This is a genomic window from Pedobacter fastidiosus (assembly GCF_014306625.1).
Classification (GTDB): Bacteria; Bacteroidota; Bacteroidia; order Sphingobacteriales; family Sphingobacteriaceae; genus Pedobacter; species Pedobacter fastidiosus.
In genome coordinates this window covers 160130-181771 of record NZ_JACRYL010000008.1, presented here as the reverse complement: position 1 = coordinate 181771, position 21642 = coordinate 160130, and the positions used below count along the sequence as shown (strand labels likewise).

At 38.1% G+C, this 21642-nt stretch carries 14 protein-coding genes; 10 read left to right on the top strand and 4 right to left on the bottom strand.

The annotated features are described in order from the left end of the window. Positions 1 to 134: 134 nt before the first annotated feature. Together H7U22_RS10805 and H7U22_RS10800 are read left to right on the top strand one after the other, a co-directional pair. Positions 135 to 2435 (top strand): tetratricopeptide repeat-containing sensor histidine kinase, encoded by a 2301-nt coding sequence (locus tag H7U22_RS10805; protein ID WP_187071373.1) that lies wholly within the window; start codon positions 135 to 137, stop codon positions 2433 to 2435. A 10-nt stretch (positions 2436 to 2445) separates the two neighbouring features. Further along, positions 2446 to 4404, top strand: a complete 1959-nt coding sequence (locus H7U22_RS10800) for a sigma 54-interacting transcriptional regulator (protein ID WP_187071372.1) — start codon at positions 2446 to 2448, stop codon at positions 4402 to 4404. Here the strand turns inward: H7U22_RS10800 and H7U22_RS10795 are convergent. Then, positions 4401 to 4772, bottom strand: coding sequence for a hypothetical protein (locus H7U22_RS10795; protein WP_187071371.1), 372 nt, complete (start codon positions 4770 to 4772; stop codon positions 4401 to 4403). The two genes, H7U22_RS10800 and H7U22_RS10795, sit on opposite strands and share 4 nt — an antisense overlap. Before the next feature lie 7 nt (positions 4773 to 4779). Next, positions 4780 to 5061 carry a hypothetical protein gene (locus H7U22_RS10790; RefSeq protein ID WP_187071370.1) on the bottom strand — a complete coding sequence of 94 codons (282 nt, stop codon included), beginning with the start codon at positions 5059 to 5061 and terminating at the stop codon, positions 4780 to 4782. 332 nt (positions 5062 to 5393) lie between these two features. Between H7U22_RS10790 and H7U22_RS10785 the strand changes: the two genes are divergently transcribed. Further along, positions 5394 to 6764, top strand: coding sequence for an alginate export family protein (locus tag H7U22_RS10785; RefSeq protein ID WP_187071369.1), 1371 nt, complete (start codon positions 5394 to 5396; stop codon positions 6762 to 6764). A 44-nt stretch (positions 6765 to 6808) separates the two neighbouring features. Here the strand turns inward: H7U22_RS10785 and H7U22_RS10780 are convergent, their stop codons facing one another. Then, positions 6809 to 8758: a sigma 54-interacting transcriptional regulator gene (locus H7U22_RS10780; protein ID WP_187071368.1), complete on the bottom strand. Its 1950-nt coding sequence runs from the start codon at positions 8756 to 8758 to the stop codon at positions 6809 to 6811. 565 nt (positions 8759 to 9323) lie between these two features. On the opposite strand from H7U22_RS10780, the gene H7U22_RS10775 reads away from it, so the two are divergent. The 7 genes from H7U22_RS10775 (at position 9324) to H7U22_RS10745 (ending at position 19646) form a co-directional block, all read left to right on the top strand. Beyond that, positions 9324 to 10199 (top strand): alpha/beta fold hydrolase, encoded by an 876-nt coding sequence (locus tag H7U22_RS10775; protein WP_222621837.1) that lies wholly within the window; start codon positions 9324 to 9326, stop codon positions 10197 to 10199. Positions 10200 to 10351: 152 nt separating this feature from the next. After that, positions 10352 to 12655, top strand: a complete 2304-nt coding sequence (locus H7U22_RS10770) for a sensor histidine kinase (RefSeq protein WP_187071367.1) — start codon at positions 10352 to 10354, stop codon at positions 12653 to 12655. Between the two features lie 199 nt (positions 12656 to 12854). After that, complete coding sequence (locus H7U22_RS10765) at positions 12855 to 13649, top strand: SDR family NAD(P)-dependent oxidoreductase (protein WP_187071366.1); 795 nt, start codon at positions 12855 to 12857, stop codon at positions 13647 to 13649. 124 nt (positions 13650 to 13773) lie between these two features. Continuing rightward, entirely contained in the window at positions 13774 to 16044 is a 2271-nt protein-coding gene (locus H7U22_RS10760) for a tetratricopeptide repeat-containing sensor histidine kinase (protein ID WP_187071365.1), read from the top strand. 824 nt (positions 16045 to 16868) lie between these two features. Continuing rightward, complete coding sequence (locus H7U22_RS10755; protein ID WP_187071364.1) at positions 16869 to 17558, top strand: hydrolase; 690 nt, start codon at positions 16869 to 16871, stop codon at positions 17556 to 17558. Positions 17559 to 17733: 175 nt separating this feature from the next. Further along, a complete protein-coding gene (locus H7U22_RS10750; protein WP_187071363.1) occupies positions 17734 to 18138 on the top strand; it encodes a hypothetical protein in 405 nt (134 codons plus the stop codon). A 404-nt stretch (positions 18139 to 18542) separates the two neighbouring features. Continuing rightward, a complete protein-coding gene (locus tag H7U22_RS10745; RefSeq protein WP_222621836.1) occupies positions 18543 to 19646 on the top strand; it encodes an esterase-like activity of phytase family protein in 1104 nt (367 codons plus the stop codon). 1159 nt (positions 19647 to 20805) lie between these two features. Here H7U22_RS10745 and H7U22_RS10740 read toward each other — a convergent pair. Beyond that, positions 20806 to 21627: a universal stress protein gene (locus H7U22_RS10740; protein WP_187071362.1), complete on the bottom strand. Its 822-nt coding sequence runs from the start codon at positions 21625 to 21627 to the stop codon at positions 20806 to 20808. Positions 21628 to 21642 lie beyond the last annotated feature (15 nt).

Sequence of the window (21642 nt, the reverse complement as noted above, 5' to 3'; positions counted from 1 at the left end):
ACGAAATACCGTAAACTGACGAATTTCATTAGACTAAATAAATGGTGTTTAATGGTTAATTAACTTATTATAAGTAATTTAAGTTAAAGGTATTAGAATTGCATGCGTTTAGAGATGAGCATAAGAAAGTGAATATGATTGGTAAAAGAAAGAAGTATCTATATGCATGGCTTATACTGCTAACCTGTTTTTTATTGTTGCTTAGCTTTAAATCCTTTGCTCAGGCGCCGGATGTTAATGCGCTGAAAGTACGTTTACAAAAAAGCAAACCGGACAGTGCTCGCACCACTATTTTATTACAGTTGAGTAATTATTACAATAATCTGCCTCAGCCGTTAGCTCATGTTACCAAAGCACTAGTCTATGCCAGTGCGGCAGAAAAATTGAGTATTTCGCTTACTGATCACGTTGGTATAGGTAACAGTTACTTAGCTTTTGCTAAAGCTTGGCGCAACCGAAAAGACAGTATTAGGGCTAAAGAGTATTTGTTGCGGGCCAAAAACGTATTTGTTGAAAATCGCCATTTCAAGGCTGCTGGCGAAGCAGTTTTAAACATGGAAGAGTTTTACCAATATTTTGGAGGTTCTGATCTTAATATCAGGATCGCTTATTATCAGGAAGCACTTGTATTATTTAGAGCATCGCCGGCAAGAGATAGAGAGGAAGCAACTTTAAAGGTTCTGGGCGATTTCTATTATGTAAAAGCCGATTATCCTCAATCGCTTTCTTATCTAAAACAGGCGCTAACACTGGTTAAGCATGTTAAAATTTTAGATAAAGAGAGCCTTTATGATCTGCTCGGCAGCGTTTACACGGCATTGGGCAGCCTGGATAAAGGATTGGAATATGGCTTGTTAGCCATAAAAATGACAGAACAGGGTAAGGATACTACCATGCAGGCCTGTGCCGTGTATAATCGGGTGGGGATAACCTTTTATAGCATGAAACAGTACGATCGTGCACGGATATTTTATGGAAAGGCACTGAACATCGCTCTGAAAAATAAGGATGTATTAACACAATTAGACTTAAACATTAATATTGCCAGTGCTTTGATCACGAGCGGTCGGAATAATGAATGTATAGCCCTATTAAAAAGGGTGGAAAAAAAATATCCTCCAGAAATATTGTCCCAAAATATGGGTCTCTATTATGCCATGTTAAAATGCTATACTAAGCTAAAAAGGTTTGATGATGCTAAAAGCTATTTAAGCCGGGTAGATGTTTTTAGCCAGAATACTGACCAGAATAGCAACAACCAATTACAGATTCAAGGTATTTTAACCGACTACTATGTAGCAACCCTACAGGATAAGCCGGCACGTAAGCATCTTGTATTTTTTAAAAAAATTGCCTTGGCACATCATAACCCAGTAGCCTTAGCCAACGCCTATCGGTTAGAGTCGCGTTTAGACTCTGCTGAAAACAATTATGTTGCAGCTTTTAAGAATTATGAGATTGCATGCGTAATCAAAGATTCACTTTATAATGTTCGGAAAACCAAGCAAATCGCTCTGCTCGAAATGCTTTTTGAAACTGAAAGAAAGGACCAGCAGTTGGCCGTTAAGGATTACCGTATAAAACTATTGAACAGCCAGGCAAACTTGCAACAATTAAATCTTAAGCAGGAAAAGACGACTCAAAAATTGGTTATTGGCGGTGCCCTATTGTTGCTCATTCTGTTGGGATTAAGCTATAACAGTTTCCGTGTGAAGCAACGGATTAATCGTCAGTTGCTTTCGCAAAGCAGAGAGATTGAAAATAAAAACGAGTCACTAACCGAGCTGGTCAGTCAAAAAGATAATTTGCTTGCAGATAAAGAATGGCTGATGAAAGAAATACATCATCGAGTAAAAAATAACCTACAAATCGTAATCAGTTTGCTTAGCACCCAGTCAAGCTATTTGGATAACGACATTGCGTTTAATGCCATTCGCGAAAGCCAGCACCGGATGCAGTCTATCTCCCTGATCCATCAAAAATTGTATCAGTCAGAAAATCTGGCACTTGTAGAGGTTTGCGCCTACATTTCGGATTTAGTTGCTTACCTCCGCGATAGTTTCGACACTGGGTCGCATATTGCATTCGAAATGGATATTGTTCACGCACAGCTTGATGTAACACATGCGGTTCCCTTGGGCTTAATCTTAAATGAGGCCATTACCAACTCGATCAAATATGCTTTTCCTGATCATCGCATTGGGAAAATCAGTATTTCCTTAAAACATAAGGATGAAAATTCATTTGAGCTGATTATAAAGGATAACGGCATAGGTATGCCGGAAGCAGTCGAAATTGGCAAAAGGAAATCTTTGGGCATGAGTTTGATGCGTGGGCTTAGCAAACAATTAGGCGGACAACTGAGCATCGAAAGCAACAATGGAACCATTCTATCTGTCGAATTTAAAAATGAGGTAATCGTAAAAGTTATTTAATCAAGCTGAAATGAATAAGAAAATACTAATAGTTGAAGATGAATTTATTGTGGCGAATGATTTATCTATCATTTTGGAAAATGCCGGATATGAAGTTTGTGGCATAGCTGATTCAGTAGAGGAGGCCAAAGAAATGATTGGAAAATATGGTCCTGAACTTGTTTTGTTGGATATCCATTTAAAAGGCCAATTAACTGGTATCGATCTGGCCAAGCAATTGGGAGAGCAGAACATAGCCTTTGTTTACTTATCGGCAAATTCAAATCAAAAAATTCTAGAAGAGGCTAAAGCCACCAGTCCTTATGGCTTTATGGTTAAACCCTTTAGAGAAAAAGATGTATTGGTAAGCTTGGAGATAGCACAATACCTGCATGAGCAAAACATGTTGGTACGCAAAAATAGTGAACTCCTATTGCAGGGAACCTTGGCAGATCTCCTTGCCGAAACCGGTTCGTGGGCCGAGAAATTTTTAAAATTAGCCAAGTTATTGCAACCGCAAATTCCTTTTGATTATCTGGCTATTGGCATGAAAAATATGGATATCTTACCTTATCGGGGGATTAGTTTTTTACGGATGGGATTTAATGAGTACCAGACCATTGGTTTTGATGAGTTGCTTAATATATCGGGACTTAAAAAACAGGAGTTGTTAAAGATACAGGAACCAAGTGCTGATGATAGCCAATCACAGATTTACAACGATGCTGATTTTATGAGTGCTTCCCAGCAAAATGCCGAAAAAAATTTAATTCGTAGAGCTTTCAAAATGATGTCAAATTTATCATTATTTATTCCCGTTAATGGGCATAACGGTTTTACGATTTCATTTTATAGCAGGAAAAATGACACCTATAACAGCAAGCATCTTAGGCTGACAAAACGTTTGCAAAAACCTATGGGCCATGCCATAAATGGGATTTTGAATGTTGATACAAGACCTGAAGAGGCAACTAAAGCAACCCCAATAAACCTGATTTCAAAAAATAAAGGAGCAAAACCTTTTGCAAAACAGGGCTTTGAAGGTATTATCGGCAAAAGCCATTTGTTGCTTACGGCCTTGGATCATCTGACATTGGTAGCACCAATGGATACATCGGTTTTAATTTTGGGGGAAAGTGGAACAGGCAAAGAAAGATTTGCCAAATCGATCCATGGAATGTCTCTTCGAAAGAGTAAACCGATGGTAACCGTTAATTGTGCTGCATTGCCAACACATTTAATCGAATCTGAGTTATTTGGACATGAAAAAGGTGCATTTACAGGTGCAGTTGATCGGCGTATCGGTAAATTTGAACAAGCCAATGGGGGTACCATCTTTCTGGATGAGATCGGAGAATTGCCTCTGGAATCGCAGGCAAAGTTATTGCGGGTTTTACAGGAGAAAGAAATCGAGCGACTTGGCGGACGAGAAACTTTAAAAGTGGATGTACGGGTAATCGCCGCCACGAATTGCAACCTGGAAAAGGAAGTTTCGACAGGGAAATTTAGACTTGACCTTTATTATCGACTTAATATTTTTCCGATTTTATTGCCTGCCCTGCGTGAAAGAAAAGAAGACCTTGCAGAACTCGCAACGTTCTTTGTGGAAAAGTATGGAGAAAAGGCCGGAAAACCAGGAATGTCATTATCTACCCATGCACTTAATGAAATGGCCGGCTACAATTGGCCTGGCAATGTTCGCGAACTGGAGCATCTAATCGAAAGAAGTGTACTGCTCAATAGAGGATTGATAATAGATCATGTGATTACAGCAAATAAAATAACAGATACGGAGATGCCTGTGGAAACTAACCGAATTAAGTCTATTGATGATAACGAGCGAGATTATATCTTATCGGTATTGAAAAAATGCAACGGGCGTATTTCGGGTCCGGGTGGTGCTGCCGAATTATTAGAAGTGCCATCAACTACGCTAAACTCCAAAATGAAGCGATTGGGGATTACCCGTAAGCATGTTTCGGGATATTAATCCGGCCACCTCAAAGCCTCAGCAAAGATGGAGGGAAATTCATGAATAAACAGTGCGGAAAAGATAAAAGTTCTCATTTTGGCAGGCCCCATTATCGGTAAGGTTGCATAGAGGCAATGAAATTTACAAAGCACCGCATGCCTATCGGCCACTTCCATTCTTCCCCAAATATTAAATGCCATTTTTATTTGGGGAAGCTCGGGCAAATGATCACTGCAGCAATTTAAGATTTCCAGCTCGGTTTCCAGCCCACCAATTGCCATGTATTTACATATGCTGTTATCGATAAATATATTTGTGAGGCAGTTTGCCAGCAGATCCCTCAATTGAGCAGATTCTGCGAAAGTAATTTTTGGTTCTCTTCTCATTGGGTATTTATTTATAGAGCGGTAAAATACCGTTTAGGATCATTAAACCCCGGCAACCAATCTGGGTATCGATAGTATGGATATACTGGAAAGATCGGGTGAGTATGTCGTAACCACAGTCTACCAAATTAATGCGAACATCATCTATGAAAAAACTTTCGCCGTTCTGAATGCACTGCAGTTTTTCTGAATTGATAGACAAGAAATCATCGGTATATCCTTTTTGATGTAGGCAGATTATCCGATCGGTAAGTGTAAGGTTAAGTTTTTTTAAGGATGACTGTTTCATAACGTTTTTTAAAGAGATCATTTCAAATAACATTCCTTTTTTATAAAGTATTGATAATGAGTTATTTAATATTGAATTAAAGTTGTAAATGAACGTTATTTCGCAAATTAAAATTATGATCAACGTTATATAGTTAATTGGTTTTAAACTGCTTATCAAATTATTTTATGCGGAAATTTGGCTGATCACGATATTTCATAAAAAAACCTTAAAAAACTCCGAAATAAAGCAATTGAAATAAAGTAGCATGTGTAAATAATTGATAATCAATTTGTTGTGTTGTTGGTTCTAATCTTGGTATGATATTGTAAAGGAATAAATCCGCTACGATTATGAAAACGATTATCATACTATGCTTTATGCTTGCCGCTCATTTAGCTATGGCGCAAGAATCTCCATTTAAACAGTTACGCTACGATGAAAATTATTCCTATTTGGCCCGAGATACCTCGACTAACTGGTACAATAAAGTTAAATTCAGCCCTTTGTCAACTGACAAATCTATCTATTTCAGTTTCGGAGGTGAAGTGCGTTATCAGTATTTTTATTTTAAGAACCAGGACTGGGGTGAAGCACCAGAGGATAACGATGGATTTATATTGAGCCGCTATCTGGGGCATGTCGATTTTCATGCGGGCAGGCACTTTCGTACCTTTGTTCAGTTACAGAGCAGTTTGGCTGACGGTCAGGCAGAAACACCCTCGCCGGTAGATCAAAATCCGCTCGATCTGCACCAGGCTTTTATAGAATATTCTACGCCGCTAAATGATAAAGCACATATTACCTTAAGGGTTGGACGGCAAGAATTATCGTATGGTTCGCAAAGATTGGTAGCAGTTCGAGAAGCCCCAAATAATCGCCAGTCTTTTGATGCTGCGAAAATTGTATATGCGAACAAAAACACCAGGCTTGATTTCTTTTATGCACATTATGTTCCTGCAAAATCAAATATTTTTGATGATGGCTTTAGCGATGCAACGCAATTTTGGGGCGTTTACGGTGTATTTAATGAAGTTCCGCTAATCAAAAATATCGATCTCTATTATCTAGGGATACATAAGAAAGTAGCAATTTACAATGATGGAAAAGGTGCTGAAACCAGACATTCTATCGGAGCTCGTGTTTGGGCAAATACGCCTACCTGGCAATATGATTTAGAGGGGCTCTATCAATTCGGAGACCTTGAACAAAGCAATATATCTGCCTGGACCATGTCGGCAAATGTTTCCTACACATTTTTTCGGAGTAAACTAAAACCGCAGATAGGTTTAAAAACCGAAGCGATCAGCGGCGATAAAAACACAGCTGATAATAGATTAAATACATTTAATCCACTGTTTCCTAAAGGTGCATACTTTGGGTTAGCAGCATTGATCGGGCCATATAATTTGATGGACATCCATCCATATGTACAATTAAACCTAACCAAAAAACTTTTAATTGCTGTGGATTATGACATGTTTTGGCGCATGAACCGCAATGACGGATTATACGCAGTAAATGGTAAATTGATTTATCCCAGCATGGTCGGAAGCTCAAAACATATTGGGAAGCAGCTTGGAGGAGCTCTGGAATACTCGCCCAACATACACCTGTCTTTCAAGCAGGAAATTACATGGTTTAGTGCCCGTGACTATTTAAAAACAGCTGGTCCGGGCAAGGATATTTTAATGACCGGCAGTACAATTACGCTTAAGTTTTAATCGCTTAAATCAACATTTTTAACTTGGTTTTAAGAAATAGATCACTAGGAACCAAAATCTTTACGGATGCCCAGTTTTTTCATTTTAGAGTTTAGTGTTGTGGGCGGTAAATTTAATAAGCTGGCTGCGCCACCCTGACCCCAGATTTTTCCATTGCATTTTTTTAATGCAGCGAGGATATGGGCACGTTCACCCTCACTCATTGTAATTACTGTAGCTTCTGTTGGTATTACGGATGCATATTGTTCCAATTGGGTTGGGAGAACCATGTTGTTGATCATATCCTCTCTGGTTAGCAAAACGTTCCTTTCGATCAAGTTTTCCAGCTCACGAATATTGCCAGGCCAATGGTATTGCTTCATATTCTGCAATACCTGAGGACTAATACCCCTTATGTTTTTGCCAATTTTACGGGTATATATGTTTAAAAAATGAATAGCTAAATCAGCGATATCTTCCTTGCGTTCCCGAAGTGGCGGCATCAGTATCGGAAAAACGTTTATGCGGTAAAAAAGGTCCAGTCTAAATCGGCCTTCTGCAACTTCCTTATCCAGGTCCCTGTTAGTTGCTGCAATGATGCGAACATCGGTTTTAATCGTAACTCGACCTCCAATCCGTTCAATTTCTTTTTCCTGAAGCACTCTGAGTAATTTCGATTGAGATTCCAATGGGAGTTCGCCAATTTCATCTAAAAAAATGGTGCCAGAATGCGCCTGTTCAAATCGCCCAATCTTACGTTCGTGAGCTCCGGTAAAAGCACCTTTCTCATGCCCGAACAATTCTGAATCAATCAGTGAGGTTGGAAGTGCTGCGCAATTGATCCTGACAAACGGTTTTTCTTTACGAAGTGAAAGTGAATGAATACGCTCTGCAATCTTTTCTTTTCCTGTACCGCTCTCGCCCAAAATCAATACAGAAGAATCTGATTTTGATACTTGGATAACATGGTCAAAAACCGTTAAAAGCAGGTGGCTGTTTCCGATAATGCCAGAAAAAGGGCTGGGTTGTTCAATCGACGCTTTGTGGTGCTTTACAGTATAATTCTGTACTTCAGTTGCTAATGGGCTGTTTGGAGCCTGTAACATACCCTCCATAAAAGTAATTAATAATGGCTGTAATCTGTTGCACAATATTAAATGATCTGCTTGATATGCGTCAGGCCGTCTGCTGTAAAAATTAAAATAACACCATTTATCGTTGCCTAAGGGAATAGGAAATGATAGATGGGATTTAAGATCATATCGCTCAGCATATATTTTTTTAAGTGATGGTTTTTCTAATAATGCTTCAAGTTCCTTTTCATCATACCAAGTAGCCATTTGATTATTTGGATCGTTTGATTTTAATGCGGCCAGTTCATGTCGCTTGCGATTGGTAACCACCATTAATTCAGCACAACCCATAGACTGATATTCATCAAAACCTATCCTTGAGAAGCAGAGTTCATAAAAACTAACCTCATCTTCCTGCTTTGTTCCAAAAGATAAAAATTCGAAAGGTATGTAAGGCTGTAGCGCTTTGGATATCTCTAGGATCTTAGATTCCCAGGTGATGGATGAAGACAATATCTCAGCCGCTTTTTTTTGCAGTACCGCGTTTTGTCTCGTTCCGGTTTCTAAATGGTTTTCGTGACGATAAACTGCGATGTCGAGCGCAATTAGCACATCCTTTTCCCGGAAAGGCTTAATAACAAACCCGTAGGGGTTGGTCACCTTTGCGGCTTCTAATATTTTTTGATTGGAATTTGCCGATATGTAAATAAAAGGAATATTCATCTCGGTTAACTGGTGCGCCAAATCAATTCCGGTAAGCTTGCCCTTTAAATAAATATCCAATAGTACAAACTCAGGACGGAACTCTGCAACCATTTCAAGAGCCTCTTTAACGCTATCCGCAATCCCGCAAACTTCGTATGCAGCAGTTTTTAAAATGTTGGCCAAAACATCGGCAATAATAAATTCGTTCTCAACGATGAGAATCTTTTTTTTCTTCATAACTCCTTATTGGGTTTGAGTTTATTGCTCAAAAATCTAATCAATTGTTTACTTAGTTTTGGCACGATTCCAATTTAGTGGGTCAGGATGTTGGAAATTTCGGTAGTCAAGAAAAACAAGGTCGCAAAATGTAAAGTTGATTCTGGTTCTAAGTTTCATTATAACGATTGGTAGGGGCTAGCGCTAAAAATTTTAACTGGTAAGCTTGTCTTAACTTCGGAACTCATAAATCCAGCCACAAATCAAAAAATGCCATTTTAGATTAATATAGGTTAAATATAAGCTTAGCAACAGGTTTTTAAATTATCCAGTGCGATTTTTAGTAAAGGAAAATCTGTATTCACGATATGTCGTTGCCTCAACAACTATATATCGTTGGGTAAATGTTGTCAGTTTATTTTATTATATACCGTAAAATTATGACGAGATAAAGTAGTTTAGTTATGCTTATTTATTGTACTGTTTTGATAATTAAGTATTTATGTTTTTGGTTGTTATTTGGATTACAAGGTTTAACTCCTCTAGCTAAACAATTGAGGCATTCAAATCACAAAAATTTAAAGTTATGAAAACAAATGAAAAAAAAATGATGGTTGCGACTCCATACATTAAAGAAGCATTCTTAAATTATCCACAGGGGGCAACTAAGTGGCTTATGGCCTGTTTTATGGTAATGGTGTTTTGTTTTTCTGGCTGTTCAAAAGAGCCGATGGTTAAGCAAACAAAGACATTTGTCCTGGTACATGGGGCATGGCAATCAGCATATGTTTGGTCAACGGTAAAAACACAACTGGAAAAAAAGGGAAACAAAGTAATTGTTGTTGAGCTACCTGCTCACGGTGCTGACAACACGCCTGCGGTTTCTGTATCAATGAATATTTACCGTGACAAAGTTGTTGCCGCTATAGAAAATCTAACAGGAAAAGTTATTCTGGTTGGGCACAGTATGGGTGGCATAGTTGTTTCTGCAGTTGCAGAAAAAATCCCCGAGCGTATTGAAAAACTTGTTTTTATCGGAGCTTTCGTTCCTCAGGATGGTGAGTCGCTTATTGATTTGGCTTTTCAGGATAAAACTTCGCTATTGAGACCAAACCTTATTCCATCTGCAGATCAGCTTACTCTTGATGTTAATAAAGATAAGCTTACAGATATTTTCTGTCAGGATGCCTCTGAATTAATAAAAAAGCTCGTAATTGCTAACTATAGGTCAGAACCTGCCATACCATTTGCTGATAAAATAAAGCTTACTTCAGCTGCTTTCGGATCGGTTAAGAAGTATTATATTTTTACGGCAAAAGACCAAGCTATAGGGCAAGATCTTCAGAAGCAGATGGCAAAGGCTGCGGGCATAACAAATACTTATATTGTAGATACTGGTCATTCTCCATTTCTTTCTGTGCCAGAAAAAGTATCCGAAATATTTCTGGAGATTTCCAAATAATAGATTTGAATAAAAATGGGACCTAAGATTGGCCCATTTTTATTCTTACATGTTAACAATTTCTTTTGTTGCTTACCATATTCAGAAGGAAAATTATTTAGGATAATGAGCCACATTCTATGTAAATTGGCTTCAATTAAAAAGAAGTTCCCTTGCAAAAAATATTAATCAGGTTTAATGTGCAAATTCACTTTGTATTGTTCCTAACAATACTCAATATTTGCAGCTTTGTTGTGCATGGGCAATTTACTGTACCGATAGACCAAAAAGAATCGGCTTTAACACAGAAAGCACTTCAAGGCCGGTTGCCTGATTCTGTTAGAGTAGAGCTTGTTTGGAATTTAGGTAAGTACCAAATGCTTAACAAACCGGGAAAGTATAAGATTAATCTTGATAGTGCGATGCTATACTTTAAATATTCCTTAAAATTAGTTGATTCACTCAAGATGAAGGCTAATTTCAGATACGAATGCATGTGCCGAATCGGTGAGGTCTATTTTCTAAGGAAAGAAATAAGATCGGGAAAATCAATCTATATGCGGGTTATTCGTGAATATCAGCGCCTAGGCGATAAGAAGCGTGAGGCTCGTACATGGTTTAGATTAGGTATAAAGTTAAAAAATGGCGAACCATTAGATCCGGAAATTCCCTATTATCTGCAAAAAACCATTACAATGTATAATGAATTAAAGCAGTGGAAGGAAGTTGGGGATGTGATGATGGAAAAGGGAATTTATAATAAAGAAAATATTGGCAATATAGCAGGCAATCTAGACAGTGCAGAATACCAACTCTCGCAGGCACTTAAATTATATAGAAGAGCTGGTTATAAGGATCATAATCTTTCTTTAACTTTTTATAATCTTTCAGTTATCTATAGAAACAAAGGTAAACTCGATCAAAGTCTTGCCAATAGCATTGCAAGTATTAGAAGCGCAAATTCAATTGGAGATACAACAACTTTAGGCATAGTGCCATATTATGGTCAGCTTGGTCTCATTTACACAGATCTCGGTCTATATAAAAAATCAGCTGAAAATTATCGAAAAGCTATCGCTTTATCCTTAAGAAATAGGGATGTTGGGATTGCTATGGACATCACTTATAATTATCTGAATGAGCTTGTTCGTTCATTAATTTCAGCAGGTAAAACCAAAGAAGCGGTTGTGATGTCGAATAGCATAATGAAAGTATACCCACCTGCTGATCCCCTCCAATATGGTATTGCGGCAGAAATTAGAGGTCGATGTTACGAAGCTTTAATGCAATATCGGGAAGCAGAACGTTCATTTCTGTCCATGATTCATTTTTATCGAAAAAGTGGTTCATTAGAAACATTGGGATATAAGGTGCTGAGTTCATTTTATTTAAAGCAAAAAAAATATGCTTTAGCAAGGCAGGCGCTAAAAGATCAATACAATTATCTTCCCATCAACACAATGGCTTTTTCGACATTAATTGACGATGAATTATCTTACTTCAAAATAGATTCTGCGGAAGGTAAATTAAACTCTGCAATTAATCATTATAAAAGATACAAAACATTAAGCGATTCAGCCTTTAACATTACCAAAAGCAATCAGCTGGCAAGGCTGAGCACGCAATATGAAATTGAAAAAAAAGAAAATGACATTATTATATTAAAAAAAGATGCGCAATTGGAGCGTGAAAAAACTGCAAAGGCCTATTTTACCCGCAACTTAACGCTCGTTGCCATCGCGGCATTGATTTTCTTTTTCATCTTACTTTATAAGTCATATTTGGCAAACCGGAGAAAAGCGGCCGCACTCAGTATGTTAGTAAAAGAGAAAGATCAGTTTCTGGAGCAAAAAGAGTGGTTAATGAAAGAAGTTCATCATAGAGTAAAGAACAATCTTCAGATTGTAATGGGGCTGCTCCAGAGCCAATCGGCCTATATAAAAAATAAGGAAGCGCTTCGTGCCATTCGTAATAGCGAGAACAGGATGCATTCTGTAGCGCTAATCCATCAGAAACTTTATCAATCTGATAGTCCGGGATTTATCAATATGCCTGAATATATTGATGAACTGATTAATTATTTGAGGGATAGCTTTGATTTAGGTAATCGTATACATTTTAAAAAAGATATAAAATTCGATAATTTAAATGTAAATCAAGCTCTTCCGCTAGGGCTTATTATAAATGAGGCAATTACCAATGCCATTAAATATGCATTTGCAGGTAAAGTCTTTGGTTCTGTGGTGGTTTCCTTTTTGCCCATAGAATACGGGCTTTATTGTTTGATTGTTAAAGACGATGGTCCTGGTCTTCCATCGGGTTTAGATCCCTTAAATATCAAATCTATGGGGATGAATTTAATGAAAGGGTTAAGTAAACAGATAGGGGGTAAACTCAGTATCGAAGATGCTCAAGGAACATCAGTTTGCGTTAAATTTAAGATAGAGCATTTAACAGATAACAGCTCAAATGGTTAGCCGTATGAAGATAAAAAACGGCTCTTTCATTACGAGGTTTTATTAAATTCCTTTTGAATATCGTTGAACGAGTACATAGGCAATGAAATATCGTTGTCTTTTTTAAATAAATTCTTTAAAAGACCATTAAAACATCGTTTTATAGTTCGGCATGGGTTTGGACTTGTGCGGGCTTTCAAACGATATAAATTTAAATAATATGGAATTACAATTAAAAAATAAAAAGGCCTTAGTTACCGGCTCAACTGCCGGAATAGGTTTTGCTATTGCGCTTAACTTAGCGAAAGAGGGTGCCGAAGTTATTATTAATGGACGTACAACAGACCGTGTAGAAAGGGCGGTTGCACAAATCAAAATCGAAAGTGGAAATGATCAAGTAAGTGGAGTAGTGGCTGATTTTGCCCAGCTTGAATCTATTAAAAATCTCATTACCCAGCTTCCTCAGGTTGATATTTTGGTTAATAATATTTCAATATTTGAGCCTAAGGCTTTTGCAGATATTACCGACGAAGATTGGTTGCATTTTTATGAGATAAATGTAATGAGTGGAATCCGTTTATCCCGTGCATACTTTAGCCAAATGTTAAAAAATGGTTGGGGACGAATATTATTCATATCAAGTGAATCGGCCGTTCAAATTCCCGAGGAAATGATACATTATGGAATGACTAAAACTGCCCAGCTGGCTGTTGCTCGCGGATTGGCAGAGATGACAAAAGGCACTGCTGTTACAGTAAATTGTGTACTGCCTGGGCCTACATTTTCAGAGGGTGTTGAAGGGTTTATTGAAAATTTGGCCAAAGATCAAAATAAGACTAATGTGGAGGTGGAAGCAGATTTTTTCAAAAATGTTCGCCCAACCTCAATTATTCAACGGTTTTTAAGTACAACTGAAGTGGCAAATATGGTAACTTACTTGGCCAGTCCGCTTGCGTCTGCTACGAATGGTGCCGCAATAAGAGCCGATGGTGGAGTGTTAAAGGGTGTACTTTAGCATTCATTCAAAATACTGTAGTGGTCCGAAAAGACGCGTTAAAATTTTTAAAACTAATACCCAACTCCTAGTTTTACGCATATTGATTATTGCCTGAAATTTGAATAAATTGGTTAGATAAAATATGAAAATTATTTATTTCTTCTTGATTGCTTTCATTTTGCAAAAGGGTATTGCTTTGGCACAGGTACTTCCAGGAGATCAAGCTGATGCAACCAAAGTAAAGGCGATGATTCAAAGTACTTCCAACGATAGTATTAAGTGTAACCTGATACAGCAATTGGGTAAAATTCAATTATTAAAACCGGGGAATAAAAAGATAAACCTAGATAGTGGTCTTCGCTATTTTTTGTATTCCATTAAGTTTGCCGACTCCGTTAAGCTTCGTGTTAATAATAGGTACGAAGGTATGTTGCGGGTTGGAGAAACTTATTTTAGACTAAACAATTTGCCTAGTGGTAAACAATACTTTATGTCGGTTATTCAGGCTTATCAAAGAGATAGCGACAAGAAAAGAGAAGCACGGACTTGGTTACGCTTTGCAAATATGATGAAAGACTCATATAAAGATAGGCCTGAAGTCATTGCTAATTTAAAAAAGGCATCTGGTTTGTATCACGAAATAGGAGATAATATTAAGGAGGCCGAATGTTTCTCATCCTTAGGTGCAGAATATTATAGCCGAGTTAAATTAGATAGTGCCGAACATTATTCCCTTATGGCACTGAAATCCTACCAGTTCTCCCATTCTAATGATCTTGGTTTTACCTACTATCACCTTTCTGCAATTTACAGGAATAAAGGAAGTTTAAATAAGGCATTGAAATATGCTCTATTAGCAATTGATAATGCCAACGAAAGGGGCGATACCTTGAAATATCAGAATATGGCACAGCGGTATGGACAGCTCGCTTATGTGTATTCAGATATGAATGACCATGCGAATGCTTTGGAAAATTTCAAGCGTGCGATTAAAATTGGAACAACAAATAATCAAGGAAATACAACATCAGAAGTTACATATTTGCACATTAGTGAGTTAGCAAGAGAATGTGTGTTTTTAAATATACCGAAGACCGCCTTAACTGAAGCGGTAAAAATCTTTAACAAATATCCACCCTTAGATAGTCTACAAATTGGACGCCAAGCCGAAGTATACGGCCTGTACTACAATGCGATTGGCCGGTACAGCCAGGCAGAAACTTGGTACTTAAAAATGGTTGCTTACTATCGTTGTAGACTTATGGACGAATCTTGGGGCAATAAAGTACTGGCCGGTTTTTACATGGCGCAAAAAAAATATGCAAAGGCACGCATATTTTTGGATAGAGAATTTAAAAATATTCATTCAGATAGCCAAGCCTTTTTGAATAGTGCTGAAGATGAGTTTTTTTATTATAAAATAGATTCTGCAAATCAAAATTTTAAGTCTGCTTTGGATCATTTCCGAATATTTAAGCGAAAGAGTGATTCTCTCTTCAATGTCGCCTCTGCCAGACAGATTGCTGAGATACAGGTGCGCTATAAAACCTTACAAAAAGAAGCCGCAATTGGGGCGTTGCAAAAAGACCGTGTTTTATTGCTCGATAAAGTATCACAAGCCAATTACATCAAAAACCTGATTATTGGAATGATTATATTATTGCTTTTGTTTCTCGGCGTACTCATCAATAGTTTTCGAGAAAAACAAAAAGCCAATAAAATTATACAACAAAGAAATGACGAATTGAATTCACTTTTAGACGATAAAGACAATTTGCTCGACGAGAAACAATGGCTGTTAAAAGAAATTCACCATCGAGTAAAAAATAATTTGCAGATCGTTATTGGCTTATTGCAACGTCAATCAGATTATATTGATAATAAAGCTGCGAAGGATGCCATTCTAAATAGTGAAAATAGAATGCGATCCATTGCACTGATCCATCAAAAACTCTATCAGTCAGAAGGATCTGATCTGATTAATATGGCTGAATATCTGGAAGAATTTATTAGTCATTTAAAAGATAGCTGTGATCCAGGTAACCGTTTGCAGTTTGAAAAGGACTTTGATGAAATTCACTTATCAGTATCGCAGGCAATCCCGCTGAGCTTGATTATGAATGAAGCCATTACAAATTCGATTAAATATGCATATCCCGATGGTGCTTCGAATTTGATTGGCATATCCCTACTTCAGATCGATAAAATTAATAACAAATTAACAATTAAAGATAATGGTATCGGCCTACCAAAGGATTTTGACTTGAAAACAAGTAATTCCATGGGGATGAATTTAATGCGTGGATTAAGCAAACAATTGGGAGGTACTTTTACAATCCAGGACTGTGATGGACTCGCAATAGAGGTAATTTTCGAAACAGACAGATTAGCATCAGATGATATTCATATCTAGTTTTACTCCAAATATGTCAATTTTTCCTTGGCTTTAAATTTTTTGAAACCGCTGATGGAAAGCTTATGGTATTAAGATAAAATTGAACTCTAAAAATGCGTTAATTATATCGATAATATAATTTCTCTCAAAAGAGCAGGAACGATTGAGAGAATTTTTTGAAAATTGAAATAAGTAAAATCTGGTTAGCAAGATTTGCTAATAATTCTTTTAGGTATAAAAAAGATAAACAATCATAAGTGAATTGTTTTCTTAAGTACCTTAAGCGGGTAACTTTCGAAGTTTTTCTTATATAATTTTCATGAATTAGCAAAAGTTGCTAATTATTCAAAAAGCAGGAACTGCGATTCAACTTTTAATTAATCTCCTTCTCTAAGCATGGTGCCCGATTTGTGCTTTCTCTTATCTAATGAATTGCGATTATTATTTGAGATCTGCTCGAAAAGGTAAGTGGATCAGAATATCTACTCTAGGTTAAATATCACAAGATTTATCAACTACTTTATTACTTGATTTCGTTAAAGGATTGACGATATAAGGTGAATTTTTGAATGTTTATTTTGTTAATAAACTTAAAATAAGGTGTTTAGCTATTTGGATTTAAGGTTGCCATAATATAAATCATGATTGAAAATATTGGCTTTGAGATTTGCGATTTCCTTAAGGCCAATGAAAGTCCTCACCATCCGTATTGAGGAGATTGATTGAACCGATAGAACAAAACAGATTTCCATCGCTAGGATAGTTAACCTGCTTTTATTCTACAGTTAAAGAGAATTTTATACAACCTAAATATTAAATAAACAGTGCTTAAAAAAATTGAAATGAAAAAATTATTGCTATGTGCCCTAGTGGGCATCACATCTTTTGCCTCTTATGCACAAAAACCGAGTCCAATGTTGTTGAATCCAACAAACCACACGTTGATCTTAATCGATTATGAAGGGCAAATGGCCTTTCCAACCAAGAGCATCCCTATAGATCAGTTGAGGAACAACACAGCCATTGTGGCAGGGGCATCTAAAATATTTAAGGTGCCGACTATTATAACAACTGTAGCCGAGAAATCCTTTAGTGGGCCTGTATTTCCAGAACTGGAGGAATTTTATCCGCAAAAAGTATCTGGTTATATAGATCGATCAACAATGAACAGTTGGGAAGATGAGACGTTTTATAAAGCCGTTTTGACAAAAGGTAGAAAAACTTTGGTAATTGGCGGACTGTGGACCAGTGTATGTATTGTTGGGCCGGTACTTTCAGCCATTAGTGAAGGCTATACCGTTTATGTAATAACCGATGCCTGTGGAGATTTAACCAAAGAGGCGCACGAAATGGCCATAATGAGAATGGTACAGGCTGGGGCGCATCCTATTACCTCTATGCAATATCTGTTAGAATTGCAAAGGGATTGGGCTCGTCATGAAACATATTTACCGGTTAATAACCTTGTGGTTAAATATGGAGGGGCTTATGGAATAGGGGTCCAATACAGCAGAGAAATGATCAAACATTAGTTAGGTTGGAAGAATAATTGAAATCTAATAGGCTCATTCGTATAAACTAAAAGGCTTTCTTTAGGGCTATACGTATTTTATCAATTTATAAGACAAAAAAAGCCTTGAAATTTGCATTTCAAGGCTTTTTTTTCGAGTGTGGAGTCCTAAAAAAGGTTGACCAAATCTTAACAATATGGTCAATAATAATTTAAAGAAACTGCAACGTCCACCCCGGAGTTACAGTGAGAGTTTCAAGCGGTTAGTGGTAGAGGAATATGAGAACGGTCATTTGAATAAAGACCAGCTGCAACGTAAATACGATATCCGCGGGAATCAGTGCATTCAGAATTGGTTGCGAAAATATAGTAAATTAGCCTTTCCAGTATATAAAAGCATTGGCAGGTCTATGAAAGACCATGATCAACAGCGACTCAAGGAGCTTGAGTCTGAGTTAAAGCAAGAGAACAAGGCATTGGAGAAGCGGTTGAGGGAAGCCGAACACCAGCTTTCCATGTACAAGAAATTTGTTGAGATCGCCGAGCGGGAACTGAACATCGAGATCCGAAAAAAGTCTGGCGCCAAGCAGTTCAAGAAATAGCACATCTATCCAGTAAGAATACTATTACTAAGTTGTGCAAGCTGTTTGGCTACACGAAACAGGCTTTCTATAAGGCAAGGTGCAGTAGCTCAAAAAAGATGGTTGCCGAGCAGGCGATCAAAGAGATGGTCCTGGACATTCGGCATAAGCTACCGCGGACCGGAGTCCGTAAACTGCATGTGATGCTACGGGAAAGCATGTCCCTCAAGAACATTACGGTTGGACGCGACAAACTTTTTGGGATATTAAGATCACAGCATCTGCTGGTCCAGCGTAAACGCAAGTATACCAGAACAACCGATTCAAAGCACTGGATGAGGAAATACCCCAACCTAACAAAGGACCTGGAACTTACCAGGCCTGAGCAGCTATGGGTTTCAGATATAACCTATCTACAAACAGCTGTGGGAAATGAATATCTGCATCTGGTTACCGACGCAGGCTCTAAGTTAATCATGTGCTGGCAGGTTGCCAATTCCATTATCATCGGAAAACCAGACTTTGATCCACAGATTGGAAAGTTTAGGTTAAAGGACGGCAAATTGATTCTAGAACAAGTAATCGAGTTAAAAAACGCAGCAGGTGAGAAACTTAATGGCCTTCCAAATCCTGCCGGAATGGGTGCTTCTTGTGAGACTGCCTACGATCTTAACGGTCAGGTAATTGCCCCAAGTGCAGATGGAATTGATTCTGAAGGTCTTGTACGTGCTTCGGATGGTTCTTTTTGGGTGAGCGATGAATATGGCCCACACCTTGCGCATTTCGATGCCAATGGAAAAACAATTGAGCGCATAAATCCCTTTGGTACTGGTACGGGCAACCGAAAAATCCCATCGGTATTTGCCAATAGAAGAGCAAACCGCGGAATGGAGGGTCTTGCAATAACACCAGATGGGAAGACATTGGTTGGAATGATGCAGTCGCCGATGTACAATCCGTCCAAAGCAGCTGTTGCGAATTCTGTTGTACTGCGGATTCTTACCTTTGATATTGCGACTGGGGCTACCAAACAATACGCCTATTTAATGGATAATGTTTCTCTTACCGGCGTTAGTGATATTGTAGCGGTGAGCAGTACGGTTTTTCTAACGATAGAGCGTGATGGCCTTTATGGCGGAAATACATCAAACCCCGCAACCTTTAAGAAGGTATTCAAAATAGATTTGAGTACCGCTACTGATATTTCTGATCCATTGAACGGTGCAACAGGGAAACTTTATGGTGGCAAAACAGTAGAAGAGCTTAACGACATGGCAGGGCTTACTGCTGCGGGCATTGTGCCGGTTACAAAAACAGTAGTTCTGGATCTTTTAAAAGATCTACCTTCTGTTTATCCGCATGATAAAGCTGAGGGGCTTGCGCTGTTGCCCGGCAACATTCTAGTGATTTCTAATGATGACGATTTTGGAGTTGTGGATAATGGGGCCAGTGGTTTTGCGCAGAAGATACTGCCACTAACCAAGTTGGTTGATAGAAACCGTCTTTATTTTGTGAAGATTAAGTTGTAGAGTGCAAAGTAAGAGAATTAATACCCGCTTAATTTTAAGCTTACATCTCTTATTTACTTTTATTTCAGTATCATAAATTTATTTAGTTGTAAAAAACCATGACGGATGTTGTGGTTTTTTTTTGGAGCTAGTTTACCTTTTATGCATTTGAGGTGAAAAAGATTTATTGAAGAGATTGCTTTGTCGTTCCTCCTCGCAATGACGAATAGGGGGCTGTTGTGTATTTGAGGTGAAAAAGAATTGTTAAGGAGATTGCTTTGTCCTTCCTCCTCGCAATGACGAATAGGGGGCTGTTGTGCATTTGAGGTGAAAAAGACTTGTTAAGGAGATTGCTTTGTCGTTCCTCCTTGCAATGACGAATAGGGGCTGTTGTGTATTTGAGGTGAAAAAGACTTGTTAAATGCGATTGCTTCGTCATTCTTCCTCGCAATGACGAATAGGGGCTGTTGTACATTTGAGGTGAAAAAGACTCGTTAAAAGCGATTGCTTCGACGTTCCTCCTCGCAATGACGAATAGGGGCTGTTGTGCATTTAAGGTGGAAAAAGAATTGTTAAGGAGATTGCTTTGTTGCTCCTCCTTGCAATGACGAATAGGGGCTGTTGTGCATTTAAGGTGGAAAAAGATTTATTGAAGAGATTGCTTCGTCATTCTTCCTCGCAATGACGAATAGGGGCTGTTGTGTATTTAAGGTGGAAAAAGAATTGTTAAGGAGATTGCTTGGTCGTTCCTCCTCGCAATGACGAATAGGGGCTGTTGTGTATTTGAGATGAAAAAGATTTATTGAAGATTGCTTTATCGTTCCTCCTCGCAAGGGCGACAATAGGGGGCTGTTGTGCATTTAAGGTGGAAAAAGACTTGTTAAAGAGATTGCTTCGTCGTTCCTCCTCGCAATGACGACAATAGGAGCGGTTGTGCAGTTGAGGTGAAAAAGACTTGTTAAAGAGATTGCTTCGTCGTTCCTCCTCGCAATGACGACAATATGAGCTGTTGTGCATTTGAGGTGAAAAAGATTTATTGAAGAGATTGCTTCATCGTTCCTCCTTGCAATGACGACAATAGGAGCATTTTATTTTAGGTTCTAACCTGAAATTAGGATACCTATGATTTCAAGGAAGATCAACTTCTTTCGGTTGTTTTGCTGAGAAAGCATGAATCTTTCTATTCGTGGAGCACCAAGATGGCCTTTACCGATCGGTTCATAACTTGGTTTACCGTGCTGCTTGTAAAAAGCCTGTAAATAATGTTGTGGTGGTGTTTTACAAGGCAAAGGATATCTGTATGGTTATTTTTTATAAAATCCATGATTCCGTTTGGTGCACTGTTGTCTCTGATATAATTAAACTCGATCTCCGTATGCGGTAAGAGTTCGCGGATTCTTTTCTCACCGGTCTGGATATGCAGATCATCCGATTTTTCGGCTACGTAAAGCACTTGCATCTTTTTCGTTGCCGAAGCCTTGAGCATTTCGTTCAGTGCGTTTACATCCTTTGCAGAGAGTTTGGTTTGATAATCCGTGGCAAGGGTAACGATTGGAGCGCTTGGGAAATTGCTTTCCATCGGAACAATCAGCGTAGGAATCCTCATTCTGGTAACCACCATACTGGCATTGCTACCAACAATTCCGCTAATTCCTGTTGAGCCAGTAATGCCCATAACCAGCAATTCTATAGGTTTTTCTTTAATGTATTTACTGATTACTGTTTTTAGAAAGCCAACTTCGCATAGGCTCTCGATTTTAATGTCTAAGAAACCCTCTTTTTTGGCTATTTTCTCTGTCCATTCTTTTAACGCTTCTCTCTTGTTTTTGTAATACGATTCAATAAAAATTGCATTATAGGTGCTGTTGTTTATGCCCTCTGTCGGATGGATTGCATGAATGGCTACAACTTCCATCTTCAGTATTTTGGCCATTGAGAGGGCATAAGCCATTGCATTGGATGCACTGCTGGAAAAATCTGTGGCAACGAGGATCTGTTTCATTTCGTGATCATTAAT